Annotated in this window: 20 protein-coding genes; 16 read left to right on the top strand and 4 right to left on the bottom strand. The window is 41.3% G+C overall.

The window, feature by feature from the left end; translation table 11 throughout:
• Position 1 precedes the first annotated feature (1 nt).
• From AC1RRY_RS08470 to AC1RRY_RS08440, 7 genes are all read left to right on the top strand, one after another.
• Entirely contained in the window at positions 2-346 is a 345-nt protein-coding gene (locus tag AC1RRY_RS08470; RefSeq protein WP_492816493.1) for a tRNA-binding protein, read from the top strand.
• Positions 347-415: 69 nt separating this feature from the next.
• Positions 416-859 (top strand): HYC_CC_PP family protein, encoded by a 444-nt coding sequence (locus AC1RRY_RS08465; protein ID WP_492816495.1) that lies wholly within the window; start codon positions 416-418, stop codon positions 857-859.
• A gap of 104 nt (positions 860-963) precedes the next feature.
• Positions 964-1,551: an AraC family transcriptional regulator gene (locus AC1RRY_RS08460; protein ID WP_492816497.1), complete on the top strand. Its 588-nt coding sequence runs from the start codon at positions 964-966 to the stop codon at positions 1,549-1,551.
• A 62-nt stretch (positions 1,552-1,613) separates the two neighbouring features.
• Positions 1,614-2,363 (top strand): heavy-metal-associated domain-containing protein, encoded by a 750-nt coding sequence (locus AC1RRY_RS08455; protein ID WP_492816499.1) that lies wholly within the window; start codon positions 1,614-1,616, stop codon positions 2,361-2,363.
• Positions 2,364-2,410: 47 nt separating this feature from the next.
• Positions 2,411-4,666 carry a TonB-dependent receptor gene (locus AC1RRY_RS08450; RefSeq protein ID WP_492816501.1) on the top strand — a complete coding sequence of 752 codons (2,256 nt, stop codon included), beginning with the start codon at positions 2,411-2,413 and terminating at the stop codon, positions 4,664-4,666.
• A 65-nt stretch (positions 4,667-4,731) separates the two neighbouring features.
• A complete protein-coding gene (locus AC1RRY_RS08445; RefSeq protein WP_492816503.1) occupies positions 4,732-5,769 on the top strand; it encodes a YncE family protein in 1,038 nt (345 codons plus the stop codon).
• A 32-nt stretch (positions 5,770-5,801) separates the two neighbouring features.
• Complete coding sequence (locus AC1RRY_RS08440) at positions 5,802-6,152, top strand: heavy-metal-associated domain-containing protein (protein ID WP_492816505.1); 351 nt, start codon at positions 5,802-5,804, stop codon at positions 6,150-6,152.
• 227 nt (positions 6,153-6,379) lie between these two features.
• On the opposite strand, the gene sucC is transcribed toward AC1RRY_RS08440, so the two are convergent.
• Positions 6,380-7,600, bottom strand: coding sequence for an ADP-forming succinate--CoA ligase subunit beta (gene sucC / locus AC1RRY_RS08435; RefSeq protein WP_492816506.1), 1,221 nt, complete (start codon positions 7,598-7,600; stop codon positions 6,380-6,382).
• A 180-nt stretch (positions 7,601-7,780) separates the two neighbouring features.
• Between sucC and AC1RRY_RS08430 the strand changes: the two genes are divergently transcribed.
• The 6 genes from AC1RRY_RS08430 (at position 7,781) to AC1RRY_RS08405 (ending at position 13,187) form a co-directional block, all read left to right on the top strand.
• Entirely contained in the window at positions 7,781-8,446 is a 666-nt protein-coding gene (locus AC1RRY_RS08430) for an ABC transporter ATP-binding protein (protein WP_492816508.1), read from the top strand.
• A 199-nt stretch (positions 8,447-8,645) separates the two neighbouring features.
• Positions 8,646-9,926, top strand: coding sequence for a type IX secretion system plug protein (locus AC1RRY_RS08425; protein ID WP_492816510.1), 1,281 nt, complete (start codon positions 8,646-8,648; stop codon positions 9,924-9,926).
• Between the two features lie 141 nt (positions 9,927-10,067).
• Positions 10,068-10,709, top strand: a complete 642-nt coding sequence (locus tag AC1RRY_RS08420; RefSeq protein WP_492816512.1) for an oxidoreductase — start codon at positions 10,068-10,070, stop codon at positions 10,707-10,709.
• Between the two features lie 136 nt (positions 10,710-10,845).
• Positions 10,846-11,340 carry an ExbD/TolR family protein gene (locus AC1RRY_RS08415; protein ID WP_492816514.1) on the top strand — a complete coding sequence of 165 codons (495 nt, stop codon included), beginning with the start codon at positions 10,846-10,848 and terminating at the stop codon, positions 11,338-11,340.
• A gap of 82 nt (positions 11,341-11,422) precedes the next feature.
• Positions 11,423-12,343 (top strand): serine hydrolase, encoded by a 921-nt coding sequence (locus AC1RRY_RS08410; protein ID WP_492816516.1) that lies wholly within the window; start codon positions 11,423-11,425, stop codon positions 12,341-12,343.
• Between the two features lie 4 nt (positions 12,344-12,347).
• The gene (locus AC1RRY_RS08405; protein WP_492856549.1) at positions 12,348-13,187 is read left to right on the top strand and encodes an MBL fold metallo-hydrolase; all 840 of its coding nucleotides are present in this window, start codon (positions 12,348-12,350) and stop codon (positions 13,185-13,187) included.
• Positions 13,188-13,442: 255 nt separating this feature from the next.
• Here the strand turns inward: AC1RRY_RS08405 and AC1RRY_RS08400 are convergent, their stop codons facing one another.
• From AC1RRY_RS08400 to AC1RRY_RS08390, 3 genes are all read right to left on the bottom strand, one after another.
• Positions 13,443-15,347, bottom strand: coding sequence for an ABC-F family ATP-binding cassette domain-containing protein (locus tag AC1RRY_RS08400; protein WP_492816520.1), 1,905 nt, complete (start codon positions 15,345-15,347; stop codon positions 13,443-13,445).
• Positions 15,348-15,396: 49 nt separating this feature from the next.
• A complete protein-coding gene (locus AC1RRY_RS08395; RefSeq protein ID WP_492816522.1) occupies positions 15,397-16,263 on the bottom strand; it encodes a carbon-nitrogen hydrolase in 867 nt (288 codons plus the stop codon).
• A gap of 132 nt (positions 16,264-16,395) precedes the next feature.
• Entirely contained in the window at positions 16,396-17,469 is a 1,074-nt protein-coding gene (locus tag AC1RRY_RS08390; protein ID WP_492816524.1) for an Ldh family oxidoreductase, read from the bottom strand.
• 235 nt (positions 17,470-17,704) lie between these two features.
• Between AC1RRY_RS08390 and AC1RRY_RS08385 the strand changes: the two genes are divergently transcribed.
• Genes AC1RRY_RS08385 through AC1RRY_RS08375 form a run of 3 tightly spaced genes read left to right on the top strand, consistent with a single transcriptional unit; the run spans position 17,705 to position 19,200 of the window.
• Positions 17,705-18,496 (top strand): inositol monophosphatase family protein, encoded by a 792-nt coding sequence (locus AC1RRY_RS08385; RefSeq protein WP_492819255.1) that lies wholly within the window; start codon positions 17,705-17,707, stop codon positions 18,494-18,496.
• Between the two features lie 21 nt (positions 18,497-18,517).
• On the top strand, positions 18,518-19,042 hold the full coding sequence (locus AC1RRY_RS08380; protein WP_492816525.1) for a YfiT family bacillithiol transferase: 525 nt from the start codon (positions 18,518-18,520) through the stop codon (positions 19,040-19,042).
• Positions 19,039-19,200, top strand: a complete 162-nt coding sequence (locus tag AC1RRY_RS08375) for a FeoB-associated Cys-rich membrane protein (protein WP_492816527.1) — start codon at positions 19,039-19,041, stop codon at positions 19,198-19,200. The genes AC1RRY_RS08380 and AC1RRY_RS08375 overlap by 4 nt, the downstream gene beginning before the upstream one ends.
• Positions 19,201-19,227 lie beyond the last annotated feature (27 nt).

The following is a 19,227-nucleotide window of genomic DNA, read 5'->3' as shown; positions in this document are numbered from 1 at the left end:
TATGACAAAAGAACCTATCACCTGGGACGATTTTGAAAAAGTTGAGCTGAGAGCCGGTACCATTATACAGGTTGACGATTTCCCGAAAGCGAGAAAACCCGCGTATAAATTACTGATTGATTTCGGGCCGGAAATAGGTATTAAACGTTCGTCGGCACAGATTACCACTTTTTATAGTAAGGAAGAACTATTGGGCAAGCAGGTATTATGCGTAACCAATTTTCCACCCAGACAAATCGCTGATTTCATGTCGGAAGTACTAACGACCGGATTCATTCTTGACGATGGTGCGGTAGTGATTGCTGAATCTGAAAGGAAAGTGCCCAACGGCAGCCGTCTGGCTTAAATTTTCAGAAAATATCTTGGAAGTCTCATTTTTAATAAATACATTTGTACATAATTCTCTCGTTTAAGAATGAAAAAAGCATTATCCAGATTGTTCAATGTAATAATGGCCGTAGTTGTGCTGCTAAGTAGCACAGGTTTTGGCTTTGTTGAGCATAGCTGTATAGTGAAAGGAAAATCAATTTCTCTTCATAAAAACGGTGATTTATGTTGTGCTGCAAAAAATTCAAAGCATTTCCCGCTCGCTAACAAGAATGCTGTATTAAAAAAATCTTCGTGTTGTACTGAAGAAGAAAAATACGAAAACGTTCAATACTCTTCTTCTGTTTCTCAACTTGTAGCCAAATTCACACAAAGTAGTATAGACTGGCTTAAAGCTACCTTTAACGATATTGTTAAAACCATTATCGAGACTATTCTTGACAGCCAGAATTCTTCATTAGCAAACAGTACTTCTCCACCCCTACCTGCCGGGCGAGATATTGTTACGGCCAATCAATCTTTTTTAATCTGATATTGTTAAATAATTAGTAATCCGCAAGTCGTTACCGGTTTGGGGTTTTTGTGTTTATTCTGTTGTTCTGACAGATACTCCATCATTATTTACTATATCGAATTATGCAATTACTCATCAAAAACATGGTATGCAACCGCTGCGTGCGGGTGGTGCGTGAAGAATTAGAGAAAATAGGCCTGAACGTTTCAAAAGTTGAGCTGGGCATTGCAACCATCACTCTTAAAGACGCATCCTTTCAATATAATATCGTTCAGCAGGCTTTACAAAAGGAAGGCTTCGAACTGATTGAAGACCATAAAGCTACTGTCATAGAGCGCATCAAGCATTTTATCATCAACGAAATCCACCATCATAAAGGTGAAAAACCGGCTTCGCAGAACTTCTCTGATTTTCTGGTAAAAAAAACAGGTTATGAATATTCATACCTGAGCAATCTCTTCTCTTCGGTCGAAAAAATAACAATCGAGAAATACATCATTGCACAGAAAATTGAACGCACCAAAGCATTGTTGATGAATGGAGAAGTAAGCCTGTCTGAAATTGCCTGGCAATTAGACTACAGCAGCGTAGCGCATCTTTCCAATCAATTCAAACAGGTGGTAGGCGTGAGCCCGAGCGATTTTAAACGCCGGAAAGAGAATACACTCATGCCGATAGATGCAGTCAAAAATCATGTAAGTATCATGTGAAATTCTGTAACAAGTAGGTCGGGCTTATACCCTACCTTTGTATCATTAAAATTAACAAAACAATGACACATACATACGAAGTTACAGGCATGACCTGCGAGGCTTGCGAATATAAAATTCAACACGTGCTGGGCCATGTGGATGGAGTTAAATCGGTTACACCCGACAAAACACATAACACAGCTACCATTGAAATGGAAAAGCATATACCCATATCTGTGTTTCAGGAATCTTTGAAACCGTATCCTAAATACAGCATCAGTGAAAAAACAGCCTCTCCCGCTCACACAGCAGTTTTTACAGAAGAAGCACCCAAAAGCTGGTTCGCAACCTATAAGCCATTGTTGCTGATTTTCGGATTCATTACAGGTATTTCAGCGCTGACGGCTTTTCATGCCAATATTTTTGAAGCGGAGCATTTCAGCGGTATGCATTTCATGAATCATTTCATGGCCGGCTTTTTTCTGGTTTTCTCTTTCTTTAAATTTTTAGACCTGAAAGGCTTTGCCGAAAGCTACGCCATGTATGACTTACTGGCTATGAAAGTTCCGGTTTATGGCTATGTATATCCATTTATTGAATTAGCACTCGGGCTTGCCTATTTGTTAAATTTTCAACCACAGGCAACCAATATAGCCACTATTGTAGTCATGGGTTTTAGTTCGATAGGCGTTATCATGAGTGTGCTCAATAAGAAAAAAATCCGTTGCGCGTGCCTGGGTGCAGTATTTAACTTGCCCATGAGTACCGTTACTATTATTGAAGATTTACTGATGGTGGGTATGGCAGTAGCGATGTTATCCGTGTATTAATACTAAGGCATTCATCTTGCTGAATAGCTGATGAAAATTTAAACCACATGAAAAATTTTAAAAATAAAATATCCATAAGCATTTTTTCCATTTTCGTTTTGTGTTCGGGAATCGCCTTCGGGCAGAACGTAACCGGCATAGTGCTCGACAATTCGAATGGAAAAGAAGAAGCAATTATCGGGGCCACCGTACACTGGCTAGGTACCAAAGTAGCTACCCAAACCGATACCGAAGGCAAGTTTGTTATTCCGCGTACTAAATCCTCACAATTAATCATCAGTTTTGTTGGTTATCAATCTGACACCCTCACGATTACCAATGAAACCGACCTGAAAGTGTATCTGAAATCAGAGAATCAGTTACAGGAGGTGGTTGTGAGAAGCGGTTCTACGGCTATTGACCGGATGTCACCCATCCAAACTGAAATTATTACCTCAAAGGCTTTAGCAAAAGCAGCCTGTTGTAATCTATCTGAAAGTTTCGAGACTAACGCCTCAGTTTCGGTAAGTTATACAGATGCCGTTACAGGCTCGAAGCAGATTCAGTTGTTAGGGCTGGCCGGTACTTACGTGCAGACCAACGTGGAAAATATTCCGGCTATCAGAGGCTTGGCCACTACATTTGGTTTGAATTATGTGCCCGGCACATGGGTGCAATCAATTGATGTGGGCAAAGGGGCAGGTTCTATTGTAAACGGTTATGAGTCTATGACAGGCCAGATTAATGTGGAATTACAGAAGCCTGATCTGTCGGAGAAGATATATCTGAACACCTACGTTAATAGTCTCGGGCGTGGCGAAGTGAATCTGAATCTGGCAAAAATTCTGAGATCAAAGACCGGCAAGTCCAAATGGTCGGTAGGTCTGCTTTCGCACGGTTCAACACTACAAACCAGCATTGATAATAACAACGACAACTTTTATGATTTGCCCAAATACACACAGGCCAATTTCATTAATCGCTGGAAATACGAGTCCGAAAAAATGATGGCGCAATTTGGAGTTAAGTTTTTGCATGAAGACCGTTTGGGAGGGCAGATAAACCGAAACCCTTTGGTGCTGGACGATAACATTTACAAGTTCACCAATACTACCAATCGTGTTGAGTTATTTTCAAAAACTGCGAAATTATACCCGAACAAACCATACAGAGGCTTAGGATTGATTCTGAACGGAGTTATTCATGATTCAAAATCAGAGTTTGGTTTCAGACCTTACGATGGGCGCCAGAATACGTTGTATGGTAATCTGATTTATCAGGATATCATCGGTAATACGAATCATACTTATAAAACTGGCGTAAGTTTCCTGTATGACGATTACCGTGAAAAATTCGCCGATACACTTATGCTGCGCACTGAAATAGTACCCGGCGCTTTTTTTGAATACACCTATAAGTATCTCGATAAAATCACGGCAGTGGCTGGTGCGAGAGCGGATTTTCATAATCTGTATGGCACCATATTTACACCGCGCCTGCATTTGCTCTATAATGTAAATCCGGAGAATGCCTTACGGATTTCAGCCGGAAAAGGTTTCAGGACACCAAATCCGTTGGCCGAGTATTATGGTAATCTGGTAAGTTCGAGAACAGTGAGGTTTCTGGGTAAAATAAAACCCGAAATCAGCTGGAACTATGGGCTGAGTTACACAAGGCATTTCGGAAAATCGAACATTATCCTTGACTTATACCATACCAATTTTGTTAATCAGCTGATTGCTGATACCGAGCATCCGCAGTTTTTGTCCTTTTATAATTCCGGCGGAAGCATGAGCAACAAGAAAAATTATGCCAACTCAGCGCAGATTGAATTAAATCTGGCACCTGTTAACCGGCTTGAGTTTAAAATTGCTTACCGTTACACTGATGTGTGGCAAACGATAGGTAAACCTTATAATCAGGAAATAACGGTCAGGAAAATGTTCATTCCGCGCGATCGTGTTCTGTTGAATATCGGGTATTCTCTACCCTACGAAAAGTGGAAATGGGATTTTACCCTGCAATACAACGGTACCCGGCGGGTGCCTAATCTATCGCCCAACTATCAGCACACCAGTTATGAAAGCATGCCTATTCAATATGCCCCTGCTTTTGTAAACATCAATGCACAGGTTAGTCGTTCGTTCCGTCGCTGGGATCTGTATCTGGGAGGTGAGAACCTGAACAATTTCACACAAAAAGACCCGATTGTAACACCCGATACCCCATTTGGCTCGAGATTCGATGCCGGAAGCGCCTGGGGGCCTGTGGTTGGAAGAATCATTTATTTTGGCACCAGATATAAATTAGGCGGCAGAATTTAATGTATAGGTCTTGATATACGTTAGACGGGCTCTTTAACGTTAAAAATGAAAAGGGATTACGGTTTATGAAGAAAATTTATCAGGTATTTTTTTACGGTCTTATTATCTTACTGGCATCATGTAAAGATAAAGAAGAGGTTCCCGTTCAGGACATTGATTTTCCTGCTGCCTACGTTGTAAACGGAGGAAGTAATACAATTTCAATTATCGACCTTAACGAAAGAAAAGTAAAGCGAATCATTCAATTAACAGATCTGGGGCGTTTCGCACATCATATTGAGTTATCGCCTGATGGTAAAAAGCTTTCGGTAGCACTACCAGAGTTTGATTTCACTCAAAGCCATGATCAATTGCATAATGCCACAGACAAAAAAGGAGGCATAGCCATAATAGATGCCCTGAATGGTAAAAATCTACTAAAAATGCCTTTAGACCGGGTAAACTTCAACGCGGTGTTTACTCATGATAATAAAGAAATATGGACGGCCTCTACCAACCATGCCGGAGAAATGCACGTGTTTGATGCAATCACCGGTGTATTGAAAGAAGAGATTTTCTTGGGTGCAGACCCGACAGAAGTAGTTTTTTCTGCCGACGGCAATTATGCTTTTGTAGCATTGGGTGAGAGTAGTTTTATTCTGGCAGTAAATACGAAACTAAAGAAACTGGAAAAATACATTAAGGTTGACCCGTTCCCTACTAATGTGTGGGCGGCAAGTGATGGATACATCTATGTAGAAAACAAAAACCTGCAAACGATTAACATAGTAGACCCAATTACTCTAAATGTAACCGAGTTGCTTGATCTGGACTTTAAACCGGGTCAGGTGGCTTATAACAAAGCGTTGAATGAATTATGGATTTGTCAGGCCGGACAAAACAAAATAGCTTATTATGAGCGCAAAAACGAAAAATGGGTTTTGAAGTCGACCATTGTAACCGGCGATGATGCACATGCTGTTAAGTTTTCGAAAGATGAAAAGACCGCTTATGTAGCGAATCAAAAAGGCAACACCGTATCGGTAATCAATGTGGCATCGCACGAAAAAATTACAGATATCCCGGTCGGGCTGAACCCCAACGGAATTGTTTTAAGAGAATAATAGTTTTATAACCAAACAGTTAATTTACCAAAATGAAAAATTTATTGTTTATCATCTTCTTTGCCACAGTTTTCAACGGTTTTGCTAAAGAAGACCCACCTAAAACCGCAGAAGTAAAAATCAAGACTTCGGCCATCTGTGGCATGTGCAAAAAACGCATCGAACGCGATTTAGGGCTCACTAAAGGAATAGTTGGCTCGAATCTTAATCTCGATAATAAAGTGGTAACGGTTACTTATAATCCTAAGAAAACAAGTGCCGAGAAAATCAAAACGGCTATCTCAAAAATAGGCTATGATGCCGACGAAGTAGTGGCTGATCAGAAATCGCACGATGCCCTGCCTGATTGTTGTCAGAAAACTGCTGCAGCACATAAGGACTAATTGGCAGAGGGTATAGGGCACTGGGCAGAGGGCTTGGTGTATAGGGCGTTAAAAGTTTAACTAACTTTCACATGCCCGACTTTAGTCGGGTATTAAATGCAAACCATTCCTTTGTTACGATAGCCCGTGAATTCATTCACGGATTACAGGTAAAATGAAATCAGAATCAATAAAAAAGGAGGTGATATCACCTCCTTTTTCAATATAGTTTATCCGGAAAACGTCAATTATACATTTTCTTTCAATACTTTTTCTACCAATTCGGCAGCTTCTTTTAACAAGATAGCCGAGTAAACTTTCAAGCCCGATTCATTGATAATCGCAGCGCCTTCAGCAGCGTTGGTTCCTTGTAAGCGAACAATGATAGGTACTGGTATTTCGCCAATAGCTTTATAAGCTTCTACTACCCCTGTTGCCACACGGTCACAACGAACGATACCACCGAAAATATTAATCAGAATGGCTTTTACGTTCGGGTCTTTCAGAATAATTCTGAAACCGGCTTCTACAGTTTTTGCATTGGCTCCACCACCTACATCAAGGAAGTTAGCAGGCTCACCACCTGATAATTTGATGATGTCCATAGTAGCCATGGCAAGACCGGCACCATTCACCATACAACCTACGTTACCATCAAGTTTTACGTAGTTCAGGTCGTTGTCAGCTGCTTCAACTTCTAACGGATCTTCTTCTGCTTTGTCACGCATGCTCACTAAATCAGCATGACGATACAAAGCGTTATCGTCCAGATTCACTTTGGCGTCAACGGCTAATATTTTGTTATCTGATGTTTTTAAAACCGGGTTGATTTCAAACATTGCCGAGTCAGACTCCACATAAGCTTTATAAAGAGCGCCTACAAATTTCACCATTTCTTTATTGGCTTCGCCTGTTAAACCCAGCTTATCGGCAATTTTACGTGCCTGAAATGCCTGTAAACCTACGCGAGGGTCAACCCACTCTTTGAAAATTTTCTCAGGGTGATGCTCTGCCACTTCTTCAATGTCCATACCGCCTTCTGTTGAAGCCATAATTACATTGCAGGCTTTGGCGCGGTCTAACAAAATACCCATATAGTATTCTTTAGGCTCGCTGTCACCAGGGTAATAGGCGTCTTCTGCAACAAGAATCTTGTTAACCGGTTTACCTTCAGGTCCTGTCTGAAGCGTTACCAGCACATTCCCCAAAAGGTTTGTAGAAATACGTTCCACATCTTCGGCAGATTTTGCTAATTGCACACCGCGTTGTTCGGTACCAACAATTTTACCTTTTCCGCGTCCACCTGCATGTATTTGTGATTTAACTACTGCAAACTTAGAATTAGTCATTTCCGCTATCTGCTTGTAAGCTTCTACAGCCTGCTCCGGAGTTTCGGCAACTATCCCACGTTGAATTCTTACACCATAACGGCTCAGTATTTCTTTACCTTGATACTCGTGAACGTTCATGTAAAGTAGATTTTAGAGGTTATAAAATTTTCGCTAAATTAGTGAACAATTATTAATTATCAATCAAATATCGCTTACTTTGCCTAATCATTTTTTACGATTTAAAGAAATCGTAACATGAGCATCGTATTCAGGAAAGAAAGGATACGGGATTCATAAAATCACTCCGGCAGACAGATTATGCTACAGGCAAAAAACATAAAAAAAAGCTACGGTAATCTTCAGGTTTTAAGAGGTATCGACCTCACAATCAATCAGGGCGAAATTGTTTCTATCGTTGGGGCATCCGGGGCAGGCAAAACTACGCTGTTGCATATACTGGGCACGCTCGATAAGGCTGACTCTGGTGAAGTAATACTCAATGGCACCAACTACCAATCTCTCAAAGACAAAGAACTGGCACGGTTCAGAAATGAAAAAATAAGTTTTATTTTTCAGTTTCATAATCTGATGCCCGAGTTTACCGCACTGGAAAACGTATGTATTCCGGCATGGATAGGTCAGAGCAGAGGGAAATCAGCCTCGTCGGAAGAAATAGAACGTAAAGCCACTGAACTGCTGACACTGTTAGGTTTAGGTGCAAGAGTAAAGCACTTTCCTTCTGAATTATCAGGTGGTGAACAACAAAGGGTTGCTGTGGCACGAGCCCTGATTAATTCGCCATCGGTAGTTTTTGCTGATGAACCAAGCGGCAATTTAGACTCTAAAAATGCCGAAGAATTGCACCACTTGTTCTTTGAACTCAGAAAAAAACTCAATCAGACTTTCGTAATTATTACACATAATGAGCACCTGGCTGATATGTCTGACAGAAAACTGGTGATGCAGGATGGACAGATGGTTTAATTAATTAGCGAATTAGTGAATGAGTGATTTAGTGAATCATCTTCAACTTTGATTTAGCTGATTAATCTGATTGTTTTGATTACAGTTGAAATTTTCATATCATTTTCAGTCGAAGACAATAATTCATCAGCAAAATCATTTAATCAGGTAAAATGGTACGCCATCCCGGCATAGTTCAAAGACTTGCCTCCCACATCTTATGAAAAAACTGATTATCATATTACTCCTTTTTCCGGTTCAATGGCTGCTGGCACAAACCAAGCAATTACGTTTTGAAGACTATACTTATGAGCCCAACATCAGGTCTGTGCAATTATATCCGCTGGTAGGCACGGCCGGAGACCCCGCCAAAAGCCTTAACCCACCCGTAATACAGTTGAAAGATAACAACAGCTTATGGTTGGAATTTGACGACCTGAACGTAGGTTATCAGCAGTATCATGTTAAAATACTACACTGCGGCATGGATTGGAAGCAGTCGGTTCTTTCTGAAATAGAATACATGCCCGAATACAATGACCTCATAATCAACGATTATCAGGTTTCTCAAAACACAAAAGTACCGTACTATCATTATAAAATCGAATTACCAAAGATGCTGGTTTCGGGCAATTATCTGGTAGTAGTTTGGCGCGACCGTAAGCGGGACGACATAATCCTTTCACGTAGATTCATGGTTTATGAAAATGGGGTTGGTGCCGGTGGCACCGTGCGTCAGGCCCAGAATCCTTCGAAATTTAAAACACATCAGCAGATTGATTTTCAGCTCAACTATGGTGGCTATAACGTAATGTCGCCTCGTGATGAGTTCAAGGTGGTCATCAGGCAGAATTACCGATGGGATAAAACCATCAGAAACCTAAAACCTTTTAGTGTCAATAATGCTACCAGCGCCTTAGAGTTTCGTTTTTTTGATGACGAAAACACTTTTTCCGGTGGAAACGAGTTCCGGTTTTTTGATTCAAGAAGCACTTACAACGCAGGATTGTTTATTGATAAGATTCGACGTGGGAAAGAAGATGACATGTGGGTAGCATCTCAAAGAGACCGAAGTGAAGCAGTGTATATAGAGTCGAACGATTTCAATGGCATGTATGTAATAGATAACCGTGAAGGCAACAGAGCAGAAACCGAAGCCGATTATATTTTTATGACATTCGGCCTGAAAAGTCAGGAACTGAATGCCAATGAAAAAATATACGTCAACGGAAGTTTTAACGACTGGCGGTTGGACAAACTGAATGAGATGGCCTACGATAATAATTTTGGAGGTTACACAGCTACCATTCAATTGAAACAGGGTGTATACAATTATGATTTCGTTTTAGTAAAAGACAACAAACCTGATGAAGCGGCTTTTGAGGGGAATTTTGCAGAAGCCGAGAACACTTACGAAATCTTCGTTTACCATAAACCCGTTACTGCCCGTTCAGAAAGAATTGTGGGATATAAATTAGTGGATTTCAATAAACGCAGATAGCGTTTGAATTTCCCCTGCTTATTTCAAGGAAGGGTGTCAATTACATGACATGTCATGTAATTGACGGGGTGCCTTAAACACTTCTCGAATCGATTCCGTGGACATTAAATTAAACTTTTCAGTTTAAAGAAATATAATCCTATGAAAACAGCATTGATAGTAGGTGCAACCGGATTAATCGGTAACCATCTGACACATAAGCTGGTCAATCATCCTGCTTATTCAACGGTAAAGGTTCTTGTCCGGAAACCTTTGGATTTCCGGCACCCAAAGCTGGAACAGATATTGATTGATTTTGATAATTTCGATTCGTCTCTTGTAATAGCCGATGATGTATTCTGCTGCCTGGGTACTACTATGAAACAGGCCGGTTCGAAAGATGCCTTTTATAAAGTCGATTTTCTGTATCCCTTTGAAACCGCTAAGGCAGCCTTGCAAAATGGAGCCCGTCAGTTCCTGATTGTTACCGCTATGGGAGCCGATGCCCAATCTGTTTTCTATTATAACCGTGTTAAAGGTGAAATTGAAAAGGCTCTCAGTGCTTTAAACTTCCCTACCCTGATTATCTTCCATCCTTCCCTGCTATTAGGCGAGCGCAAAGAATCAAGAGCCGGTGAAGGTATTGCCTCTTTTGTAATGACAAACTTAGACTTCCTTATTCCGGCTAAATACAAGGCCATTAAAGGCGAAACAGTAGCCAACGCCATGTCCGCATGGGCACAAAAAGAGTTTATTGGAGAAAGAACAGTAGACTCAGGCGAAATGCAAGCATTTGCGTCTTGAATATTAACCTTCCTTTGATCTCTTTATTTCTTCCTACCGCGAATTAAAAATTCACACCATAAAGTTTGTTTCTTAAATTATTATTTAGATATTTAGATATATTTCTAAATAATGTATTCAACTAAACTTTAAAAAAATGGCAGAAATCACTACTTCCGCTCGCGTTGCTCGCGTCGACATGACCCCTATGGTCGATTTAGGATTCTTACTCATCACATTCTTTATGTTCACAACCAGGTTTTCGACACCCTACGTGATGAAATTGAACATGCCTGATATGAATGGCACCCCACCACCCATTTCTGAATTAAACTCTTTGACTATTATTCTTGGGAAAGATGACAGGATTTTCTGGCATCAGAAAAACTACAAGGTACTGAATGCTAGCCATCTTCAGGAAATCAGTTATGGAAAAGAGTTGCGGCAATTAATTCTGCAAAAAAGAAGAGAAGCCAAAATTCAGGACCACTTTTCGGTTATTATTCACCCGACAGACGAGGCTAATTACAAAAATACAGTAGATGTGTTAGATGAAATGGAGATTGTCAATCAGAAAAGATATATTCTTACTGATATTGTTGCTAAAGAAAAAGAAGTATATGAAGCCAGACTGAAACTTCAGCAGAATTAGTTTTTCAAGAAACCTATAATACAACAATGGAAGAGTTAAAGCCACGGAAAATTTCCTATATTCGTGGCTTTACTGAACCTTTATGAGAAAAAAACGCTACTTAATAGTTCTGCTCAGCATTATTGCTCAATCATTTACAGCTTTTTCGCAGAATCTGAAAGAAGACAAGAAATTGAAATCACAATTAACAGAACTCCTGAAAGGCTTTAATGGAGATGCAGGTATTTATGTACAAAATCTTAAAACTAATAAGTTTGTTGCCATCAATGCCGACACCGTTTTCCCTACTGCCAGTATGATTAAAATACCAATTATGATTGGTACTTTTGACAAAATACGCCAGGGAGAATTGAAATACGAACAGGAACTGGTTTATAGGGATTCATTACACTATGATGATGGCATTGTAGGGTCATTGCGCGATAGTGCCAGAATACCTCTGAGTCAGGTAGTAATGCTGATGTGCACCATCAGTGATAACACAGGCAGCTTATGGCTACAGGCCCTGGCAGGTGGTGGGAAACGTATCAATGCCATTCTGGATTCGCTCGGTTTTACAGCAACCAGAGTCAATTCCCGGACACCCGGCAGGGAAGCCAACCGAAGCAAATTTGGCTGGGGACAAACCTCACCACGTGAAATGGCCCGATTACTTACAATGCTAAGAAAAGGCGAAGTCATATCTCCTGCATTTTCAGACCGCATGTACAGGAATCTCGGCCGACAGTTCTGGGATAAAGAAGGGTTGTCGCAGATTCCGGAAAATGTAAAAGTTGCCACCAAAAACGGAGCGGTGAACCGTTCCCGCTCCGAAACTGCTTTGGTACATGCACCGCATGGAGAATACGTTTACAGTATCATTACCAAAAACCAGAAAGACGAATCGTGGACCCGTAACAATGAAGGCTATGAATTGCTACGCAAGGCAGGCGCTTTGCTCTGGCATTACTATGAGCCTAAATCTAAATGGAAGCCAGCGGATGGATATGATAAATTACAATAATCAGATGATTCAGGCATACAGAAAAGACCAGCAATTACTGGAAGATATTCAAAGTACTATTCATAAAACCGAAGGCTTTCGGGTCTGGTGGCTAGGGCAAAGTGGTTTTCTGATTCAGTATCAGGGAAAACATTTGCTTTTTGATCCTTACTTGTCAGATTCCCTGACAAAGAAATATGCAGAGACCGATAAACCTCACACACGTATCAGCGAATTGGTTATTAATCCTGAATTGCTGAATATGATTGATGTGGTCACATCCTCTCACAATCACACCGACCATCTGGATGCAGAAACGTTGTTACCGCTTCTGGCATTTAATCCGGCTATCGATCTGATTATCCCCGAAGCCAATCGTGTATTTGTAGCCGACAGGTTGAAATGTCCCCTCGATTTGCCTATAGGATTGAATGACAACGAAAATATTGAAGTCCATTCTTTTAAAATATACGGGGTACCGGCAGCACATAATAATCTGGAAAGAGATGAGACCGGTAAGCTGAAATACATGGGTTTTGTGGCCGAATTCGGACCTTATAAAGTTTATCACTCCGGTGATACCCTCTGGTATGACGGGATTGTTGAAACTCTAAAGCCTTTTCAGGTAGATGTGGCCTTTTTGCCCATCAATGGTAACAAGCCTGAACGAAAAGTAGCCGGGAATCTAAACTTTGAAGAAGCTGCAAGATTGGGTAAAGAAATCGGTACCAAACTGACTATCCCCCATCACTACCATCTGTTTGAATTCAATACCGAAGATCCTGAGAAATTCGTAGTCAAAGCAGAAGAATATGGCACACCATATAAGGTTTTAAGATTAGGGGAAAACGTTGAAATTGTTTAGATTTTCATTGCACTCAATTAAACCTCTGGTTTCACCGAATAAATTCGGTGTCTTTTCTAACAAAGGATAGATTTAATTGACATTTGTCGACTTAAGTCACAAATACTAAAACAACCTTTGTTAAAGTAGACTGCGAATTCATTCGAGTATAAAATAATCGCTAAAGCTATAATGCAACATCTATCAACTTGTTGTTAACAAAAATAGCGTTTGGGTATTCCAAACGCTATTTTCAATATCAAGCTTATTTTTCATTTAAGCAATCTCCAGCATTTTATTTTCCCAAACCTCATTCAGTTTTACTAACTCTACTTTGGTTTGTTCATATTCTGTATTTGCTTTTTGAAGGGCAACAGCATCACCAAAAATGCCTGGGTCAGCCATTTTTGCTTCCAATAGAGATTTCTTCTTTTCCAGCTCAGTAATTTTTGCCTCTATTTCTTCAATCTCACGTTCCAGTCTTTTAATCTCGTTTTTATTTTTGCTCGATGTCTCAACTACCGGAGCAGGTTTCTCTTCTTTTTTTACAGGTGCCGGAACAGGAACTGTCGACGGACGGTTAGCCTTATTATCTTCTACCCATGTTTCGTATTCATCATAAGTACCCGGGTATTCCTTAATCTGATAATCTTCAATATACCATATTTTGTTCGCTACCTGGCTCACAAAGTGTCTGTCGTGCGATACCACCACATAAGTACCTTCATATTGGTCAAGCGCCTGAATCAGGATGTTCACCGACTGCATGTCCAAGTGGTTGGTAGGCTCATCGAGCAGCAAAAAGTTAGCCTCTGATATCAGAACCTTTGCCAATGCCACGCGAGATTTTTCTCCACCGGATAACACCTTGATTTTCTTAAAAACATCTTCTCCTTTAAACAGGAAACAGCCCAGAATCAGACGTAGTTCAGCTTCTGTTTTGGCCGAATCAGCATACTTTAGTTCTTCAAGAATAGATTCATCCAGATGCAATGATTCTAACTGGTGCTGTGCAAAAAACGAGAAGTTGACATTGTGACCCAGTTTTCTGCTGCCATTAAGCGCTTCGTTACCTGCAATAATTCTCAACAAAGTTGATTTACCCTTACCATTGGCACCAATCAGGGCAATTTTATCTCCCCGCTCAATATTAATGTTTGAGTCTTTCAGAATCACTTTCTCTCCATATGCTTTATTGATATCCTCCAAAGCCATCACATTGCGCCCGGGGTTCACGCTGAACTTGAATTTGAAAGCTACGCGAGCGCTTGCGTCAATCACATCATCAATCAGTTCCAGCTTATTAAGCGCCTTCACGCGCGACTGAACCTGACGGGATTTAGAAGCCTTTGCTTTAAAACGCTCGATGAATCGTTCGGTCTGGCGAATCTGTGCCTGCTGGTTTTCAAACGCACTTTTCTGTATCTCATTTCTCAGGGCTTTTTCTTCCACAAAGAATGAATAGTTACCTGAATAAGGCCAAAGTTTACCTTGGGTAACCTCAACGGTCATGTTGCAGACATTATCCAGAAACTCACGGTCGTGAGATACCACTATTACCGCATTTTCATAATTCACAATGTATTTTTCAACCCATTGAATTGACGGTAAGTCCAAGTGGTTGGTAGGCTCATCAAGCAACAACAAAGAAGGCTTTTGCAAAAGTAGTTTCGCCAGCATTACACGCATGCGCCATCCCCCTGAAAACTGTTTCAAGGGCATGTGGAGCTCTTCGGTGCGGAACCCAAGCCCTTCAAGAATCTCTTCTGCTTTTGATTGAATGGTGTACCCGCCCAGGTGGTCAAACTCCTCCTGCAGGTGTCCCAATTTATCAACCAGTTCATCTCTGTAGTTCACTTCCATTTCATGCAGCACTTTGTCGATTTCTATCTGTAGATAGTTTTCCCGCTCAAAGGCCTGCATAGCTACCGATAGAATAGAGTCTTCGGTCTGATACGAAAGTAAGTCCTGATTTAAAAAACCGATGGTACAATCTCCAGCCTTACTGATATTTCCGGCATCCGGCTGATACTCTCCTACAATCAGTCTCAACAGGGTCGATTTCCCCATTCCGTTCAGACCAATCAAGCCTATTTTATCCTTTGGTTTAATCTGTAAACTCGCTCCCTCAAAAATGGCTCTTCCGCCAAAATAGAACGATAAATTATTAATAGTAAGCATTCAAATGTTTTATTAAACTTCGGCAAGCCGATTTATTCTTTGGATAGTTTTAGTCAATATACCTTTTCAGGATGGGCTCGTAGCTGTCAATTCTTCTGTCGCGCAGATATGGCCAGGTGGTGCGGTATTTTTCAGTAAGCGCCAGATCTATTTCCTGTACATGTACTTCTTCTTTATCGTGAGACGCCAGATACAACAGACTTCCGAACGGATTAGCTACAAAGCTACCACCCCAGAACTGTTGTTCAGCCTCGCGCCCTACCCTGTTTACAGATACCACGTGCACACCATTAGCTACTGCATGACTGCGCTGAATGGTCTGCCAGGCATTGTATTGTTCAATATTGGCTTCGTTTTCGGGTTCATTTACATCCCAGCCAATGGCAGTCGGATAAAACATGATTTCTGCTCCCATCAGCGCTGTAATACGGGAAGCCTCCGGATACCATTGATCCCAACAGATGAGCACCCCGATTTTAGCAAACTTGGTATCGAACACTTTGTAGCCCAAATCACCGGGGGTAAAGTAGAATTTCTCGTAATAACCGGGATCATCAGGGATATGCATTTTGCGATACTTACCCAGATAAGTTCCGTCGGCATCTATTACGGCAGTAGTATTATGATATAGTCCGGCTGTTCTTTTCTCAAATAAAGAAGCGATGATAACCACATTGTTTTCTTTGGCAACCTCCGACAGCTTCATGGTAGTCGGACCGGGAATAGCCTCTGCCAGATTAAAATTGTTGTGGTCTTCTACATCACAAAAGTATAGCGAAGTAAACAATTCTTGCAGACAAACAATGTTGGCGCCATTTTCTGCCGCCTGTTTAATTCCTGCAATAGCCTTGTTTATATTCTCTGATACATCAGCAGTGCAGGACATCTGCACTAAGCCAATTTTTATTTTTTTCATGTATTCCGCATTCTTTGAACTGCAAAATTATGAAAAAAATATGACAATATCTTTGTTGAAAGCAAGGTTATGCCCGTTCCAAATGCTTTTTATTCAATAATTAATATTACGTTTATACATACAACTGCCTGCTCAAAACTTCACGCCGAACCTATCACTCAATGCACGCAGGTCTTCAACCACCTTATCGTTCAGAGGTATTCCTTCTGCTCTTCTGATTTGCTCCAGTTCTCGTTCGGGGTCCCCGGGTATCAACACACGGTTACCTTCCACATGCTTAGCTGCTCTGAAACGCTCAATCCATTGATCCATGCTTGCCTTGAATTCTTCCTTAGGTCTGAAACCATCAATGCGCATGGCTCCTAGAAAATGACCCGTCCCTTTTCCTACCTGTTCGGCTGCCACACCATGAAAACCCGCCGTAGCAAAAGGGGGTACCCACGGCCCAAAATTAGCTCCGGACAAAACACCTGAGAAAATATCTACAATAGACCCCAATCCATAGCCTTTATGACTACCATGCTCACGGTCGCCACCCAATGGCAACAAACCTCCTCCGTTTTTAACGGCATTTGCATCATCCGTCGGTTTGCCTTCCGCATCTTGTACCCAACCTATCGGAGCCGGTAAGCCTTTACGCTGTAAAATCTCCATTTTACCATAAGCCACTGCAGTAGTGGCAAAATCAGCAACAAATGGAGGCTGACTACCCGCAGGAACAGACACGGCAATTGGATTAGTACCCAGCATTTTCTCGGTGGCAAAGGTAGGTACTACCAACGGTGCCGCATTGGTCATAGCCCAACCGATCATATCATTCTGTAATGCCAGCATGGAATGATACCCGGCAATACCGAAGTGATTGGAGTTCTGTACCGAAATCCATCCTGAGCCGTATCTCTTCGCTTTTTTCATTGCTACTTTCATGGCAAAAGGAGCCACTACCAGTCCAAGTCCTTTGTCACCATCAATAACCGCAGTTGAGGGTGTTTCGTGGATTATTCTGATTTGTGGTGCAGGGTTGAGACGCCCATTATCATATAACCTGATATAACCCGCCAGGCGCGCCGTGCCGTGTGAATCTACTCCTCTCAAATCGGCCGAAATAAGTACATCAGCTGCCAGTCTGGCATCTTTAGTTGAGCAACCTAATGCAAGAAATATTCTCTCAGTAAATCTTCTTAATCTTTTTTCCTTAATATTCATTTTTCTCAAATCAAATGCAAAAACCTCAGTTTTAATAGATCATTCTGTTAAATTCCCTTTAATCAATATACCAATTATTATATTTTTTGCAGGGGTAAATAAAACTAAGGCAAAGCAAATATTTTTTCTTAAAATTGTCATCAGAAACCTGTAAAATTTCGCCGGTTGAGGGCTATTAAAGTTTATTAAACACAATAAAAGAATACACGAACTTTTAGTTCGTGTCACAAACATGATGGATTTAGAGAAAATCTGCCGGGAAGTGATTCCTGTAGCACAGGAAGCAGGAAAATTTATAGCTACAGAAGCCCGAAAATTCAGTACCGCTTCGGTTGAATACAAGGCTGCCAACAACGTGGTGTCATACGTAGACAAGGAAACTGAAAAACTAATAGTAAGCAAGCTGGAAGCCATTTTGCCGGAAGCCGGATTCATTACCGAAGAAGGAACCGTGGAAACCAAAGATTTTGAAGGATTAAACTGGATTATTGACCCGCTTGACGGAACAGCCAACTTTGTACATGGGCTGCCCAATTATTCGGTGAGCCTTGCACTGGCCCTTGGGAAGGATGTATTGCTGGGTGTGATTTATAATGTGTGCACAGAAGAAGTTTTCTCGGCAACCAAAGGTGGAGGCGCGTTCAGAAACGGTCAGAAAATCAGCGTATCGTCGAACAAACACCTCAGCGAAAGCCTGCTGGCTACGGGATTCCCCTACTATAAATTTGACAATCAGGATAAGTACCTAAAAATACTAGAATCTCTCATGCAAAAAACACATGGCCTGCGCCGGATGGGTTCAGCGGCTATTGATTTAGCTTATGTGGCTTGCGGTTATTTTGATGGGTTCTATGAGTATAACCTCAATTCGTGGGACATGGCCGCCGGGATTTTGCTCATTACCGAAGCCGGTGGAATTGTATCTGATTTTTCGGGCACTGACGAACACCTTTTCAGAGGAGATGTGGTAGCAGGATCGGCAGTACATAAAGAGCTACTGGCCGAAATACAACGTTATTGGAATTAAAACTAAACCTATTATCTGTTGATGAACCTTGAACAACTGAAGTACCCTATCGGTGATTTTGTGTATGGTAAAAAATATACATTGCGCGACACCAAAGCACACATAAAAGTATTAGATAAACTCCCTGCGCGCCTGAAAGTGCTTACGGCCAAACTGAGTGATGCAGAATTAGACACACCCTATCGTCCGGAGGGATGGACAGTCCGTCAGGTGGTTCATCATCTGGCCGACAGTCATATCAATATGTTTACACGGATTCGTTTTGCATTGACTGAACAAAATCCGCCAATAAAAGGTTATGATGAAGGAGCATGGGCACAATTGCCAGACCACGGCCTGCCAATAAAACCTTCTCTACAAATTGTGGAGGGTATACACAAGCGGATGGTCTATTTGTTCAGAAGCCTTGATAAAGCCTCTCTGAGAAAGACTTATTATCATGGAGGATACCAAAAGTCGTTTGAAATTCAGGAAGTGATTGCCCTGTATGCCTGGCATTCGGAACATCATTACCAGCACATTTTACAAGCTTTAGGAAGAAGATGATAGAGACTATTGTGATCGGCGTTGTATTTCTGGGAGCCCTGGCCTATTTAGGCAACATGGTAAGAAAACAATTTACAGCCAAAAATGCAGGCTGCGCCAAAGGATGCGGCACCTGCAACGTAGACTTTTCGAAATTACCGGAGGTTAAAGAGCAGTAAAACTGCTGCTCTTTAACTGAATATCTT

Source organism: Emticicia sp. GW821-FHT11C11 (assembly GCF_058808615.1).
The sequence above is the reverse complement of the archived record's forward strand: the minus strand, read 5'-3'. Positions and strand labels throughout refer to the sequence as shown.

Excerpts from the sequence above, each read along its gene's own strand:
- AC1RRY_RS08430 (WP_492816508.1), top strand. The coding sequence starts at position 7,781 with ATGCTACAGGCAAAAAACATAAAAAAAAGCTACGGTAATCTTCAGGTT.
- AC1RRY_RS08415 (WP_492816514.1), top strand. The coding sequence starts at position 10,846 with ATGGCAGAAATCACTACTTCCGCTCGCGTTGCTCGCGTCGACATGACC.
- AC1RRY_RS08380 (WP_492816525.1), top strand. The coding sequence starts at position 18,518 with ATGAACCTTGAACAACTGAAGTACCCTATCGGTGATTTTGTGTATGGT.
- AC1RRY_RS08460 (WP_492816497.1), top strand. The coding sequence starts at position 964 with ATGCAATTACTCATCAAAAACATGGTATGCAACCGCTGCGTGCGGGTG.
- AC1RRY_RS08375 (WP_492816527.1), top strand. The coding sequence starts at position 19,039 with ATGATAGAGACTATTGTGATCGGCGTTGTATTTCTGGGAGCCCTGGCC.
- AC1RRY_RS08455 (WP_492816499.1), top strand. The coding sequence starts at position 1,614 with ATGACACATACATACGAAGTTACAGGCATGACCTGCGAGGCTTGCGAA.
- AC1RRY_RS08420 (WP_492816512.1), top strand. The coding sequence starts at position 10,068 with ATGAAAACAGCATTGATAGTAGGTGCAACCGGATTAATCGGTAACCAT.
- AC1RRY_RS08390 (WP_492816524.1), bottom strand. The coding sequence starts at position 17,469 with ATGAATATTAAGGAAAAAAGATTAAGAAGATTTACTGAGAGAATATTT.
- AC1RRY_RS08385 (WP_492819255.1), top strand. The coding sequence starts at position 17,705 with ATGGATTTAGAGAAAATCTGCCGGGAAGTGATTCCTGTAGCACAGGAA.
- AC1RRY_RS08440 (WP_492816505.1), top strand. The coding sequence starts at position 5,802 with ATGAAAAATTTATTGTTTATCATCTTCTTTGCCACAGTTTTCAACGGT.
- AC1RRY_RS08395 (WP_492816522.1), bottom strand. The coding sequence starts at position 16,263 with ATGAAAAAAATAAAAATTGGCTTAGTGCAGATGTCCTGCACTGCTGAT.
- AC1RRY_RS08425 (WP_492816510.1), top strand. The coding sequence starts at position 8,646 with ATGAAAAAACTGATTATCATATTACTCCTTTTTCCGGTTCAATGGCTG.
- AC1RRY_RS08465 (WP_492816495.1), top strand. The coding sequence starts at position 416 with ATGAAAAAAGCATTATCCAGATTGTTCAATGTAATAATGGCCGTAGTT.
- AC1RRY_RS08410 (WP_492816516.1), top strand. The coding sequence starts at position 11,423 with ATGAGAAAAAAACGCTACTTAATAGTTCTGCTCAGCATTATTGCTCAA.
- AC1RRY_RS08405 (WP_492856549.1), top strand. The coding sequence starts at position 12,348 with ATGATTCAGGCATACAGAAAAGACCAGCAATTACTGGAAGATATTCAA.
- AC1RRY_RS08450 (WP_492816501.1), top strand. The coding sequence starts at position 2,411 with ATGAAAAATTTTAAAAATAAAATATCCATAAGCATTTTTTCCATTTTC.
- AC1RRY_RS08400 (WP_492816520.1), bottom strand. The coding sequence starts at position 15,347 with ATGCTTACTATTAATAATTTATCGTTCTATTTTGGCGGAAGAGCCATT.
- AC1RRY_RS08470 (WP_492816493.1), top strand. The coding sequence starts at position 2 with ATGACAAAAGAACCTATCACCTGGGACGATTTTGAAAAAGTTGAGCTG.
- AC1RRY_RS08445 (WP_492816503.1), top strand. The coding sequence starts at position 4,732 with ATGAAGAAAATTTATCAGGTATTTTTTTACGGTCTTATTATCTTACTG.
- sucC (WP_492816506.1), bottom strand. The coding sequence starts at position 7,600 with ATGAACGTTCACGAGTATCAAGGTAAAGAAATACTGAGCCGTTATGGT.